This is a genomic window from Kordiimonas sp. SCSIO 12610, from assembly GCF_024398015.1.
Classification (GTDB): domain Bacteria; phylum Pseudomonadota; class Alphaproteobacteria; order Sphingomonadales; family Kordiimonadaceae; genus CANLMI01.
In genome coordinates this window covers 1,397,110-1,409,896 of record NZ_CP073747.1, presented here as the reverse complement: position 1 = coordinate 1,409,896, position 12,787 = coordinate 1,397,110, and the positions used below count along the sequence as shown (strand labels likewise).

Below are 12,787 nucleotides of genomic sequence, written 5' to 3'. Positions count from 1 at the left end.
CGTATAATTTCTAATCGAAAAATAAAAACCCCGAGGCAATAACCTCGGGGTTTTACAGTTTAAGCTTAGTTTAAGCTGATTATTGCTGTCCAGTACGAACGCCGCCCTGAAGTGCACCACCAGCAACATACATTAGAAGCTCGTAGTCACCTGTGCGAAGCGCGCCGTTTCCAGAAGCATCAAGTGGGAATGGATCAGAGAAAATACCATCACCGTCAAAGTCCAAGAATACTGTGTCTGGCGCTTCAACTTCGATCATATATTGACCACGCTCTGGCAATTGCAGATCAAGGATCAGTGGATCAAACGGTTCAAACGTCTGAATGTTTGTTGCAATCTCAGTTAGGTTACCATTGCGTTCAACATAGAATACGCGCAGTGTGCCGATCATTGGGTCGGCTGTATTCCCTGAGAATGAAACCAATTCAGCGTTCAGGAATGTCAAACCACGTGGTGCTTTGAAGAAATAACGATCAACTTCACCGCTTTCATCAATGCGGCCCTGAACAACGTTTGAGCGCACTCTGATAAGAGGTTCGCCAGCATTTTCACCTTCCAAAATAGTGTTTGGTGTATTTAGGCGCTTAAGTTTGATCTTACGGTCTTCGTTTAGAGCTTGCTCTTCGGTTAAACGACCGCGCTCTGATGTCTGTATCTTGATTGCAGAACGCTCAGAAAGGAAACGGTCAACCGCAGCACTACCGTTCAATGACAAGCCAGCACTCGCGCCAGAAGCCATTAGGTGAAGTGTTGTCTCAGCAGCATTTGCACCAGCGTCAACAACTGGGATGAACGCATTCGGGTTAGGTGTACCAGTTGTTGGGATACCATCGCCGAGCGCACCAAAGCTATCATGGTGACGAAGACCAAGAATGTGGCCAAGTTCGTGTGCAGCAGTGTTTGCAACCTGATTAACGATCGCAGCATTTACAATTTCAATACCTTCAGCTGTAACAACGGTATTACCGCCTTCATCAACTTCTGTTGGTAGTGGAATTCCAGAAAACGCTGTGAACAGGCTTCCATCTGGGTCGAACTGAATTAGGAACTCCCAAAGGTTACCATCGACAAATGCATCATCCGCCATATCAAGGTTACGGAAGTCAATGCTTTCCGCCTGACCAAACAGGATGCTTAATCCGCCAGCTGCTGAAAGGTTCAAACAAGCGCCACCAACAGGACCAGGGAATGCTGGATTGTTCGTGTTACAGTTCATCAGTAATGTTGTAAAATTACCCTCTGTTGGCTGAGTTTGCGTGAATGAGAAATTGAACTGTGCATAGTCTGCTGCGATTTGAGCCTGAACAGCATCACGCTCTTCCTGAGTGTATTCATGAGCATTGAATGTGAAGAAAACATCACCAGTGGAAGTCAAAACATTGAACGTTGCTGGGCTGGAATCAAAATCAAGATATACAACTTGGGTGTCGCGGCGGGAAATACGTGTACCACCAGCTGCACCAGAGGCAGACCTTGCTTCACCCTCAGCAGTTATCTGTGCAAGAAAATCACTTACACCTTGACGGTCCATCATACTGATAGAGCCACAACCGCCGCCGTCACAGTCGCGAGTTTCAACACGGTAACTCTTGATTATGTCTTCGGGGTCTTGGGCAACAACATTGCCAGTGATAGCGCTTGTCGCGAGAATGCTTGACGCCAATAGAACTTTTAACTTTTTCATACTTTTACTTCTCCCTTAATCCCCAATACAAATTATCAACATGTTTTTGACAGTTTTCTGAAATTTTTATGCTTCAAAAAATCCCACCTGAAGCAAAAAATTTCATAAACCTATAACAAAAGTTAATAACTGGGTGGCTCATATTGAACTCTTTTTTAAAGCGAGGTCAACCAAAGAAGTGTTTTCGCAAACGAAAAAATGTTAATAAGTTATTAACAGCATAAATTAACCATAAATTGAGTAATTTTATTACCGCATTATAACTATTGTTTCAAAAACCTAAACAAATTTCTACTTATGTTCGAGTTCCTGAATAATGTATTCCCGCAATCGTTCGGCCGCTTTACTTAGGTTTTTAGCCTCGATCAACGCCATTTCAGTCGCCCGTAGCATTGGCAGGCCTGCTTTTTCAGAATTCACAATCCTAAGATCACTTGGAACCATTTCTTTTGGTAACACACCAATCCCTAAGCCCGCACGGACCGCAGCGTGTATCCCGGACAGGGATGTACAAATATAAGCTTCTCGCCATTCACGACCCAGCTGTTTCAATCCCGTAATCGCCCTTTCGCGGTAAACGCAGGGGTTCGGTGCACACGCAAGTGGAACCACTGGCATGCTTGAAACAGAAGCGCTATCCGATGCAACCCATACCAATGGTTCGCGCCATACCTGCATGCCGAGCGGCGATCCATCCGGGTCCTGTTTCACCAAGGCCAAATCCAGTTTACCTGCGCCGAAATCGTCCAATAGCTGCATCGTTAACTCGCATGTCACTTCAAGGGCAACATTTGGATATGTATTTGAGAAGCTCGAAAGGATTTGCGGCAAATGGCTGGTTGCGAAATCTTCTGGTGCACCAATTCGAACAGTGCCCGCAACACTGTCATTCGTGTATTTCATGTAAATATCATCGTTCAATTTCAGAAGTTCACGAGCATCCGGCAAAAAACGTTCGCCCTCTCCCGTCATGACAACGCCGCTTTTGGACCGCGTTAACAGCTTTTTCCCAAGCAAGTCCTCCAGGCGTTTAATCTGCATTGAAATCGCTGATTGACCGCGCAGTAAATACTTAGACGCTTGAGTTATATTCCCACAATCAACAACCGTCACAAATGTTCGTACCAAATCAATCGAGAGGTTAACCTGCATTTCACTATCCATCATTTTTATTGATAACTAAATATAGTATTTTCAATTTTTAAAATCAATAGAAGCCTGATACATCACTCGTAAATTCTAATTCGGAGCGAGTAAGTATGAACGTACAGCTGAACCAGAAAGACCTCTCTAACCTGCGTCTCATCGTTAATGATGGTAGCCCTGCACCCGTTGTTGTTGCGGAAGGCGATGGTATCGGGCCAGAGATTATGAATGCATGCCTCCGTATTCTGGAAGCAGCTGGTGCAAAACTTGATATCAAACGCATTGCAATCGGCGAACAGGAATATAATAAAGGTATCACATCCGGCATTACTGAAGACGCAATGGATATTGTTCGCTCAACAGGTCTTCTTTACAAAGCGCCAATCACCACACCGCAAGGCGGCGGCTACAAAAGCCTTAATGTTACGCTTCGCAAAGCCTTCAGCATGTTTACAAATGTGCGTCCTTCCTATTCGCTTTCTCCGGTTGTGCCATCGATCCACAAAAATATGGATGTTGTCATCATTCGTGAAAACGAAGAAGACCTGTATGCTGGGATAGAGCATCGCCAAACCGACGAAGTTTACCAGTGTCTGAAGCTCGTTAGCCGAAGTGGGTGCGAACGCATTATCAGATATGCTTTTGAATATGCCATGGCTCACGGCCGCAAGAAGGTTAGTTGTTTTTCAAAAGACAATATCATGAAGCTAACCGATGGTATCTTCCACAAGGTCTTTAATGAAGTTAAAGTGGAATATCCGGAAATCGAAAGCGACCACTGGATCATCGATATCGGAACAGCAAGGCTTGCAGCACGCCCTGGTGATTTTGATGTTATTGTAACAAGTAATCTATACGGCGACATTCTATCAGATATCGCATCAGAGATAAGCGGATCTGTTGGCATCGGCGCGTCATATAACAAAGGTTATGACTGTGCAATGTTCGAGGCCGTTCACGGCTCAGCACCCGATATCGCAGGACAAAATATCGCCAACCCATCAGGACTGTTGCTCGCGGGTGTTATGATGATGGACCATGTAGGCCAGCATGATGTCGCAGCGAAAGTCCACAATGCATGGCTCAAAACACTGGATGATGGTATTCACACTGCCGATCTCAAAGTTAGCCATTTAAACGAGCGCGTTGTTGGCACCAATGAATTTGCCGATGCTGTGATCGAACGATTGGGACAAGAGCCAAGAGGTTTTAAAGCTGTAAAACCGAAGCGCACGCAAACAAAATTACCGATCGTCAATTATCCAGACCAAAAAAGCGGTGCAAAAACACTTCATGGTGTTGACGTATTCGCCAATCATGCTGGTCATGTTGATGAATTGGCAGCCCTTTTGAACAACGCCTGTTCTGGTGAAGTCACGTTAAAAATGATTTCCAATCGCGGGGTCAAGGTTTGGCCAAACGGCGAAGCATCAACACTTTGTTCTGATCATTGGCGCTGCCGATTTATGGGTAGCAACGACAAATCAATCGACCCTCGTTGCATACCACAGCTATTGGCAACGCTTATCGCTGAAGGTGTCGACGTAATTAAAACAGAGAATTTATATAATTTTGACGGACAACCTGGCTACTCGCTAGCACAAGGACAATAGTTGCCCTGGGCTGTTACACCCGTGTGCCCATAGGTATCAAGAAATCTTCCCTGATTGATATCAAAACGTGTGTGACAGCCTTTTTTATTCAGCCAGCAAGCAAAGGCTGATATCGCCGCCTCATCCCTGCCCGAGGTTCCTATATGCCTCAGTTAATGTTCCACTGGGATGAGGTGGCAAAATAAAAATGGAGACAGACATGGATACACTTGATCATATCGACTTGAAAGCGCACTTGTTTCAAACGCTGTCAAACCCTGCCCGGTTAAAAATTCTTAAGGCGTTGGAAAATGGCCCATTGAATGTCAGCAAAATTTCGATGGCAACAGGTTTAAACGAAGCAAAAACATCGAACCTTTTGAAGCAGCTAAGTTATGCTGGCCTTTTGGTCTGCACAAAACATGGCCGAAAACGTTATTATTCGCTGTTTAACCCTTGCCTTATTGATTGGGTTAATGGTGCTAGCAGCTTTATCACAGCAAATATGGCACAAAAGCCGCTGATAACACTCGCGGCCTAAATCATTTGATTTCAGGTTTATTCAGTATTCCGCGTTCTTGCTTGGGAGAAATTCCTCAAAAACTCAACCAGGAACGCTGTACTGAGGCCGAAAATCAACAATCCATTAGCCGCACAAAGGCCGGCCAAAAGTCGCCATTCAGTTGGCAACAACACATCACCGAACCCGAGGGTTGTTAGACTAACAACTGAGAAATACAGTGCCGGTTCAAGCGCCGTAAAAACACCTATTTGCAAGAAGGCAAATGCCCAGATCCACACGCTGATACTGTGCGCAGCCATAACCCACAATGTTACAATCGTAAGCGACAATGCCGCCTTAGCGTGGCGTTTCTTATGATATAGCCAAGGTGCAAACTTATCCGCAACAACCTCTGCGATATAGAAAAAGAATGCCTGTAACATAACGGTAAAAGCGATCAGGACTGTCCCAATCATTAATTGCGCAACCATAGCCTACCTATATAAATCAATAATCTTCTCTACCTATAACACCTCAGAGAAAGGAGCAGAAGCCTTGATCCGCCGCGTTGTAATGCTGGCACTAAATCGCTCCACACACGGCAGACATCGTAGATCATCTCATAGCAAACGATCCAATATCTGTATAGATGAACATAGAATTATGGGAAATAAGCCAATTTGGCCAGACAATCATAAATGCCGTTCTTTCATGAAACAGGCGGATTTTGAACCATACACACTCTTTATATTCAAGCGACTACATCGTTTATCAACGAAATTATCTATTCAACAGTCAATTTCAGGTTCTTATCCGCCAACACTGCAAATAATTGATCGATTGACGTGCCATTTGTGGAAACAGGGAAAAGACCGCGGTATATATCGACCGGATCAACCCCCTCTAATACCACATAGGACTCGCTAAACGCAGGTATTTTGCTTTCAAGGCATCTAAACATATCTGCAGCGAGCCGCTCTTTAAGGCCCTGTTGTTGCATCATATGCCCAAGCTTATGGCCCGTAAGCTCTCCCCCAAATAATTTCACGATACCTGTACCAGACAAGCGATACGAAAACTCGTTACCGATTGCGCCAGGATCATAATCAAAAACATTCATCCAGGGAATAATTTGCGGCACATCCATCGGATCGAACTCAGACCGACGCATGATGCCATCTGCACTTAAATGATCACTCCAGAAGCGATTAAACACATAAACCGGATGTGCTTCTGGAATACTATCTAGGTCAATAGAGTGAAACATAATTCAATATTAACGCTTCATAGTTCTCAAACAACTAAATTTCTAGAATACGATACTAAACTTCGCCGGATATTAAAATAGTCGAAAATACTAATAGACGCATGAATAGTTATAAATTCGCATAAATAATATGCGTTATGTATTTTTATTAACGTTCAGTACCCTAAATACTTAATCATCGCTGGAGTTAAGATTTTCAGCTCATTTGTTTTGATGGACCAAGAAATTACACCAACATACTACTCACCTATTGAGTAGAAAGCATACAGGTTCCAATTGCCATCATTTACCCTTTTTCCAACGAGAAACTTAAACACTATCAACAACAGCAAACGCAAGTCTGCTTCAACAGAAGTTTGAAAGCAACAGCCGCCGCTTTCGAATTATTCTATTGAGAAACTCTGAACTGATTTACTTTATTAGTTAAGCTTCTTTTTTAGTGACCGAACTGATGCTCGGCCACCTCGGAAAATGTTTCAGAATAATCCCTGCAAACTGATGGCAATTGAAGAGTCACCTTCAACCTGGACCTTGCCTTCCATCACGGCCCCCATTACGTCTATATCGCCGTTTATTACTAACTCAAACACTTCAGGTGCCATAGAAATTGTGCAGTCGGCTTGTCTGTCTTCCCTTACAATGTCCTTACCGGAGATATGGAATACACCAGCAGTTCCAAAATTCATTTTCACAGGATTGGGGAAGCCGCCAAATGTATCGACGGCAGGCTTAAGTTGAGCCATAATATCATCAGCGCCTGATATTGAAATACGCTCTTTTGCAACAGACTCTGACTGGTCTTCACTAATCGATGTATTTCTCATGACGGGTTTTTCTTTCCAGCGGGACACATCATCTGCGACTGTGGTTCGATGTAATTCGCGGCGATACCCTTCATAACCACCCGTTGCCTTATGCAAAACGCTTCGGTTATCCCAAATAACTAACATGTTATTTTCCCATTTGTGACGATAGACAAATTCTTCTTGAACCTGCCAACGCTGCAATTCCATCAAAAGGTCCATTCCTTCTTTTTGAGGCATACCTTCAATGCCGACCATATAGGCAATAGCTGTTCCAAAAATGGCCTCTTTTCCGCTTTCCGGGTGCTGCCTGATAATAGGATGTGCCTGTTTTTCGAGCGCGTCATCTGACGCCTCGATTACCATGCTTCGGCCTTCATCCTTGTCACCGTATGAACCTTTCTTGGAATATCCCATCATAGCGGAATGAAAGGCATATTTTCCTTCCAGGCGCTTTCGAAGGTCCTCAGGCATTTTCTCTAACGCCAGATGTTGATTGGCATAGAGGGTATCACCGCCTTCGGGGGGAACGTCGACGGAATAAAGGCAGGTACCGGCGGGCGGCACTTCCTGAAAACTCCAGTCCGTGTGCCAAATATCCGCAAAGATAGGGCTGGTTTCATCGGCTTCACGCTGAATTGCGATAATATTCTTGTGGCCTTCAATCGGCTTGATAAAGGGATCAACTCCAAATTCACCGAAATAGAGACTTACCCTCTCCAGGTCATCATCAGTCAAAACCTGCTTTGGGAATATAAGAACATGATGCTCCAACCATGCTTTACGTATTTCAGCAATCTCTTCGCTTGAAACTGGGTTTGAAAGATCAATACCAGCCACAATAGCACCACAAGCCTCTCCATTTGGTGTTACTTGTATCGACATTTCTTTATTCCTTTCCAACTGATTTGTGCGGGATTTTGCTCATCGCATGCTCGGTGATAGCGGTAATACTGAGGGACGGATTAACACCGGGGTTTGCCGAAATGGCGGAGCCATCACAAACAAAAAGGTTCCGATAATTAAACACGTGATTTTCAGCATCAATAACGCCAGTAGTTTCATCTTTGCCCATGACTGCGCCGCCTAATATATGCGCGGTCGCTGGCGCCCCCCTTAATATCTCGACGCCAAGCCGACTTGCTTTACCTCCAATAATCTTCTCGGTAAGGTGGGCTAATTTATTCGATAAGGGAATATCCGCAGACGGCGGCAGTTGCCCGGGCTCTAATTTAGATTGTAACCGACCAAACCTTCCACGTTCTATCGACAAACTACTGTCGAGATGCTGCATGAAAAGAAGGCAAATAGTTCGAGGGCCAAAGCTTGAAGTAAATATTGCTTTGGTTCCACGGATCGGGTCCGTGATCCAATTTTTAAATAATGACCCCAAACGAGCGATCAGCGATCCCCCCGTTGCCATCGGCAATAGCATCAAACGCCACAGCCCCGATTTTGCCCCCAGCCTTATAGGCTCGACATGGCTGTGTTCATCAGGATGAAAAATAGATCCAATAGCGACGCCGTCATTAAATTTGGGATCTTTTCCAACCGCTGTAACTGATGTGAGAGACTCGTTATTGGTACGCACATCCTTACCAAGTTTTTCGGAAAGGCGCGGCAGAGACCCCGCATCGCGAAGTTTTAGAAGAAGGGGAACAGTACCCATAACACCGCCGGCCATTATAACACCGTTAGCTTTAACGATTTGCGGCTTTTCTTTACCAAATTGTGCTTTAATGAAATACCCTTCACTGCCATCACGGGCACCTGCGGGTTTAACGTCTAAAACTTCGGTTTCAGGGAGAACTTCAGCTCCTAGCTTTTCAGCAAGATAAAGGTAGTTTTTGTCCAGTGAGTTTTTTGCACCATATGGACAGCCCGTCATGCAGTCACCGCACTGGATACATCCGGTGCGTTTTGGACCCTTGCCGTCGAAATATGGATCAGCAACCTCTTGGCCTGCTTCCCCATCATCGCCGAAAAATATCCCCACATTCGTGGCTTCAAATGTGTCTTCACGCCCTACTTCACGAGCTAAGTCGCGAAGCACAAAATCCGCTGCTGTCAGACGAGGATTTTTAGTGGCACCCAGCATTGAAAGAGCAGTTTGGTAATGTGGCTCCAGAGCGTCTTTCCAATTATTTAGCCCTGCCCACGACCCGGTTTGAAAGAAGCTATCTTTTGGTGTCGGTAGTGTTGCACCATATACTAACGAACCACCTCCAACACCCACGCCCGACATGACGCCAACATGCTTGAGAAAGGTAAGTTTCATTATACCATTTAGGCCAATTTTCGGATCCCATATCCAGGCGCCAGGTCGTGTGGTTCCCTTTGAAATATCTTTGGTCTCAAAACGACGTCCTTTTTCAACAACCAGGACCCGGTATCCCTTTTGCGACAATCTAAGTGCGCTAACAGATCCGCCGAAGCCGCTTCCAACAATCACATAATCATAGGATGCACTGGCTGGTCTCATGGGCTTAGTCCTTGATCCGACGACGACGGAAACGCAGTTCCTGGAGCGCCATCAAACCCTTAAACATCATATTATCCCAAGGCGGCCCAATGAAGGCAGCTGCATTTATGCGCCCTTTTCTGACAACACCTTTTGCGTGGCTGAAAGCCTTGAAACCTTCTTCACCGTGATAGTGCCCAATTCCAGAAGGACCAACCCCTCCAAACGGAATATCATCAGACATCACATGGCTCATAGTATCGTTGATACAGGCGCCGCCTGAATGGGTTTGACCCAACACTTCATCGGCCCGGCTTGTGTTCCAGTCGAAATAGTAAAGAGCAAGTGGGCGCGGTCGATCATTGACATAAGCAATCGCATCCTCAAGCTTATCGTAAGGCAATACAGGCAGAATTGGGCCAAAGATTTCTTCGCGCATCACAAGCATATCTTCAGTCGCCCCCAAAACAAGCGTTGTCGGCAGCTTTCTGGTGCCAGAGAGGTCTTCATCTTCAGGGTTAACCGTCAAAAGGTCTGCACCTTTTGCTAATGCATCATCAATGTATGATTCCAATCGCTCTTTTTGCCTCTCGGTAATAATTGCGGTGAAATCTTCATTGTTCCTGAGAGTTGGGTAGCTCTTTTTCGTTGCCTCGATAAAGGCATCAGTAAACTCATTTACTTTTTCTTTCGGGCATAGAATATAATCCGGGGAAACGCAGACTTGGCCAGCATTTATCCCTTTGCCAAAGGCAATCCGATTTGCAGCTTCTGCAATTGGGAAATCAGGATGGATAATCGCTGGTGATTTGCCCCCAAGTTCCAAGGTCACAGGCGTAAGGTTTTCAGCAGCAGCCTGCATTACCTTACGTCCAACCGTAGTGGAGCCTGTGAAGACCATATGATCAAAAGGCAACCTCGTAAATTCTGACGCCACATCGACCCCACCTGTCACCATTGTGATCTCATCAGGGGAGAATGTTTTGGCAAGCAGATCCTTAAGAAGTTCGCTCGTATTCTGTGCAAACTCGGACCCCTTCATCATGACCCTGTTCCCAGCGGCAATCGCACCAATAACCGGCGACAATGCGAGAAAGATCGGGAAATTCCATGGCACGACAATCCCAATCACACCTTTAGGCTGGTATCTAACCTCTACTTTTGCCGGCATAACGGTTATCGGAACACCACGCCTTTCCGGCTTCATTAATATTCCGACACGTTTGCGGTAGTATGCAATACCGTCCAACAGTGGCATTATTTCGGCGAGGTCAGTTTCAGCTTTTGGCCGACCAGAAAAATCTTTATTAACAGCTTCTGCAAAAGCATCACGGTTATCGACAAGAAGATTGTGAATTTTATCGAGCCGTCTAATGCGCTCTTTCCTACTCGGCATAGGGTCTTTGAGAAATGCATTCTTCTGAGCGAGAAGAAGTTGATTTAATTCACCCCTTACATCGGCCTCAAATTTTCCGCCTTCAATCGTCATTCAAGCCTCCTGCCTCTGGTGCAATCGTTCGAGTTTCTTGCCCGTTCCGCCCTTCACGCGAGAGCATGACATCAGCCAGATCAATGGCAGTTCCGTCATGATCGCGCGGCCAAAGTCGGCTGATTTCTTCATCAGATCGCTTATTTCTTAATTCAAACGATGGACCATCTTCGTGAACAGACCATTTATCGCCCCATTGAGCCAAGGTCATAATGATTGGCGCCAGATCTCTGCCTTTTTCGGTCAATTCATAATCGAGATATTTACTGCCATTCTCTGGCTCCACTTGCTTCAGGATACCATTGTCCAGCAATTCTTTTAGCCTGTTTGTCAGGGTATTTTTTGCAATTCCGAGCGAACTTTCGAAATCTTTAAAGCGACGGGCGCCCATCATGGCATCACGAATAATCAGCAACGACCACCATGATCCCACTTGATCCAAAGCCCTCGCGACCGAACATCTCATCTCAGCAAAAGACGTCTGTTTCATTTCACCCTCCAAAAACAGTTGCATAATAGAACTAGTTTTGTTATTAATCAAGTAGTTTCATGATAAAACTAGATTTATCACTAAATACTCAGAGCGAAAGGATCTATTGGCATGGCTACTCTAGCGGAACCATTGAAGCTCAAATCAGGAACGGTCCTAAAAAACCGAATTTCAAAAGCCGCGATGAACGAAGCGATGGCCACCCCTGATGGCAAGATTACTAAAGATCATATTGCGCTCTATGAGGCTTGGAGCAAAAGCGGCGCAGGCCTGTTGGTAACGGGTAACATGATGGTTGATGGTCGTCATATGAACGAGCCCCTCGTTGTCGATGCCCTTCATGAAGCAAACGGCGATATGCTTGCTCAATGGGCTGCAACTGGCAACTCAACCGACACGCATATTTGGCCGCAAATCAGTCACCCTGGTAAGCAATCCCCTAAAATGGTGAATGACGAGCCAGTCTCACCGTCCGTGGTGCCGATCCCGAACGAAATGTTCGTCTCGCCAAGGGAGCTTACAGAGCCTGAGATTGAAGATATAATTGAACGTTTCGGCAAGTCGGCAGAACGCTGTGAAGCCACGGGGTTTTCAGGCATCCAACTGCACGGAGCGCATGGGTATCTTATCGGACAATTCCTGTCCCCCCATCACAATCGCCGGACTGACAAGTGGGGCGGCTCTTTTGATAACCGCATACGGTTTGTTCGCGAACTTTATAAATCCGTCAGAGACAAAACAGGAAAAGACTTTAACGTCGGAATCAAAATTAACTCTTCTGATTTCCAAAAGGGTGGATTCGGCGAAGAAGAATCTCTGCTAACAGCAGAAGTTCTCGATGATCTCGGTTTTGACCTAATAGAAATATCTGGTGGAAGTTGGGAAAATCCAATTAATAGAACAGGTGCCATCAAGGAAAGCACTCGCAAACGCGAAGCCTACTTCCTTGAATATGCGGAAAAAATCAAAAAGAAAATTGATACACCAATAATGGTAACGGGCGGTTTCCGAAGCGCAGCTGGCATGAACGAAGCTATTCAAAGCGGCGCTGTTGACATTGTGGGCGTTGCTCGCCCATTCGCTGTTGACCCAGAATTTGCCACCCATGCCCTCCAAGATCCTGGATATCGCTCTACTGTTGAGCCAATCAAATCTGGAATTAAGAAATTGGATGCCATGGCGATCATGGAAATCAGTTGGTACACATTGCAACTTCAACGTATTGCAAAAGGAAAAGCGCCCAAGCGAAAAGCCCGTGGTGCGCTATCCGCAGCAGAAGTTTTATATAAATTCTGGAAAAATGGTCGCGCTGTAAAGCGAGTTCGTGCATCTTAGAATTATTGGGATTGAGAA

Annotated in this window: 11 protein-coding genes; 3 read left to right on the top strand and 8 right to left on the bottom strand. The window is 45.5% G+C overall.

Annotated elements, in window-relative coordinates; genetic code table 11:
- Positions 1 to 79: 79 nt before the first annotated feature.
- Both KFF44_RS06380 and KFF44_RS06375 read right to left on the bottom strand, forming a co-directional pair.
- Positions 80 to 1,684 carry a hypothetical protein gene (locus tag KFF44_RS06380; protein WP_255938273.1) on the bottom strand — a complete coding sequence of 535 codons (1,605 nt, stop codon included), beginning with the start codon at positions 1,682 to 1,684 and terminating at the stop codon, positions 80 to 82.
- 291 nt (positions 1,685 to 1,975) lie between these two features.
- Entirely contained in the window at positions 1,976 to 2,836 is an 861-nt protein-coding gene (locus KFF44_RS06375) for a LysR substrate-binding domain-containing protein (protein ID WP_255938272.1), read from the bottom strand.
- 107 nt (positions 2,837 to 2,943) lie between these two features.
- Here KFF44_RS06375 and KFF44_RS06370 point away from each other — a divergent pair, with 107 nt between their 5' ends.
- A complete protein-coding gene (locus KFF44_RS06370; RefSeq protein WP_255938271.1) occupies positions 2,944 to 4,443 on the top strand; it encodes an NADP-dependent isocitrate dehydrogenase in 1,500 nt (499 codons plus the stop codon).
- Between the two features lie 199 nt (positions 4,444 to 4,642).
- The gene (locus KFF44_RS06365; RefSeq protein WP_255938270.1) at positions 4,643 to 4,963 is read left to right on the top strand and encodes a helix-turn-helix transcriptional regulator; all 321 of its coding nucleotides are present in this window, start codon (positions 4,643 to 4,645) and stop codon (positions 4,961 to 4,963) included.
- A gap of 17 nt (positions 4,964 to 4,980) precedes the next feature.
- On the opposite strand, the gene KFF44_RS06360 is transcribed toward KFF44_RS06365, so the two are convergent.
- The 6 genes from KFF44_RS06360 to KFF44_RS06335 all read right to left on the bottom strand — a co-directional run bounded on the left by KFF44_RS06360 (position 4,981) and on the right by KFF44_RS06335 (position 11,434).
- Complete coding sequence (locus KFF44_RS06360) at positions 4,981 to 5,415, bottom strand: ion channel (RefSeq protein WP_255938269.1); 435 nt, start codon at positions 5,413 to 5,415, stop codon at positions 4,981 to 4,983.
- A 293-nt stretch (positions 5,416 to 5,708) separates the two neighbouring features.
- Positions 5,709 to 6,191: a PAS domain-containing protein gene (locus KFF44_RS06355; RefSeq protein ID WP_255938268.1), complete on the bottom strand. Its 483-nt coding sequence runs from the start codon at positions 6,189 to 6,191 to the stop codon at positions 5,709 to 5,711.
- Positions 6,192 to 6,667: 476 nt separating this feature from the next.
- Positions 6,668 to 7,879, bottom strand: coding sequence for a TauD/TfdA family dioxygenase (locus KFF44_RS06350; protein WP_255938266.1), 1,212 nt, complete (start codon positions 7,877 to 7,879; stop codon positions 6,668 to 6,670).
- Between the two features lie 4 nt (positions 7,880 to 7,883).
- Positions 7,884 to 9,476, bottom strand: coding sequence for a GMC oxidoreductase (locus KFF44_RS06345; protein WP_255938264.1), 1,593 nt, complete (start codon positions 9,474 to 9,476; stop codon positions 7,884 to 7,886).
- Between the two features lie 4 nt (positions 9,477 to 9,480).
- Positions 9,481 to 10,944, bottom strand: coding sequence for a coniferyl aldehyde dehydrogenase (locus tag KFF44_RS06340; protein ID WP_255938262.1), 1,464 nt, complete (start codon positions 10,942 to 10,944; stop codon positions 9,481 to 9,483).
- Positions 10,934 to 11,434, bottom strand: coding sequence for a helix-turn-helix domain-containing protein (locus tag KFF44_RS06335; protein WP_255938261.1), 501 nt, complete (start codon positions 11,432 to 11,434; stop codon positions 10,934 to 10,936). Before KFF44_RS06335 ends, KFF44_RS06340 begins: the two co-directional genes overlap by 11 nt.
- Positions 11,435 to 11,545: 111 nt before the next feature.
- Here KFF44_RS06335 and KFF44_RS06330 point away from each other — a divergent pair, with 111 nt between their 5' ends.
- A complete protein-coding gene (locus tag KFF44_RS06330) occupies positions 11,546 to 12,769 on the top strand; it encodes an NADH:flavin oxidoreductase/NADH oxidase family protein (RefSeq protein WP_255938260.1) in 1,224 nt (407 codons plus the stop codon).
- Positions 12,770 to 12,787 lie beyond the last annotated feature (18 nt).

Excerpts from the sequence above, each read along its gene's own strand:
- KFF44_RS06340 (WP_255938262.1), bottom strand. The coding sequence starts at position 10,944 with ATGACGATTGAAGGCGGAAAATTTGAGGCCGATGTAAGGGGTGAATTA.
- KFF44_RS06355 (WP_255938268.1), bottom strand. The coding sequence starts at position 6,191 with ATGTTTCACTCTATTGACCTAGATAGTATTCCAGAAGCACATCCGGTT.
- KFF44_RS06365 (WP_255938270.1), top strand. The coding sequence starts at position 4,643 with ATGGATACACTTGATCATATCGACTTGAAAGCGCACTTGTTTCAAACG.
- KFF44_RS06360 (WP_255938269.1), bottom strand. The coding sequence starts at position 5,415 with ATGGTTGCGCAATTAATGATTGGGACAGTCCTGATCGCTTTTACCGTT.
- KFF44_RS06370 (WP_255938271.1), top strand. The coding sequence starts at position 2,944 with ATGAACGTACAGCTGAACCAGAAAGACCTCTCTAACCTGCGTCTCATC.
- KFF44_RS06350 (WP_255938266.1), bottom strand. The coding sequence starts at position 7,879 with ATGTCGATACAAGTAACACCAAATGGAGAGGCTTGTGGTGCTATTGTG.
- KFF44_RS06330 (WP_255938260.1), top strand. The coding sequence starts at position 11,546 with ATGGCTACTCTAGCGGAACCATTGAAGCTCAAATCAGGAACGGTCCTA.
- KFF44_RS06380 (WP_255938273.1), bottom strand. The coding sequence starts at position 1,684 with ATGAAAAAGTTAAAAGTTCTATTGGCGTCAAGCATTCTCGCGACAAGC.
- KFF44_RS06375 (WP_255938272.1), bottom strand. The coding sequence starts at position 2,836 with ATGCAGGTTAACCTCTCGATTGATTTGGTACGAACATTTGTGACGGTT.
- KFF44_RS06335 (WP_255938261.1), bottom strand. The coding sequence starts at position 11,434 with ATGAAACAGACGTCTTTTGCTGAGATGAGATGTTCGGTCGCGAGGGCT.
- KFF44_RS06345 (WP_255938264.1), bottom strand. The coding sequence starts at position 9,476 with ATGAGACCAGCCAGTGCATCCTATGATTATGTGATTGTTGGAAGCGGC.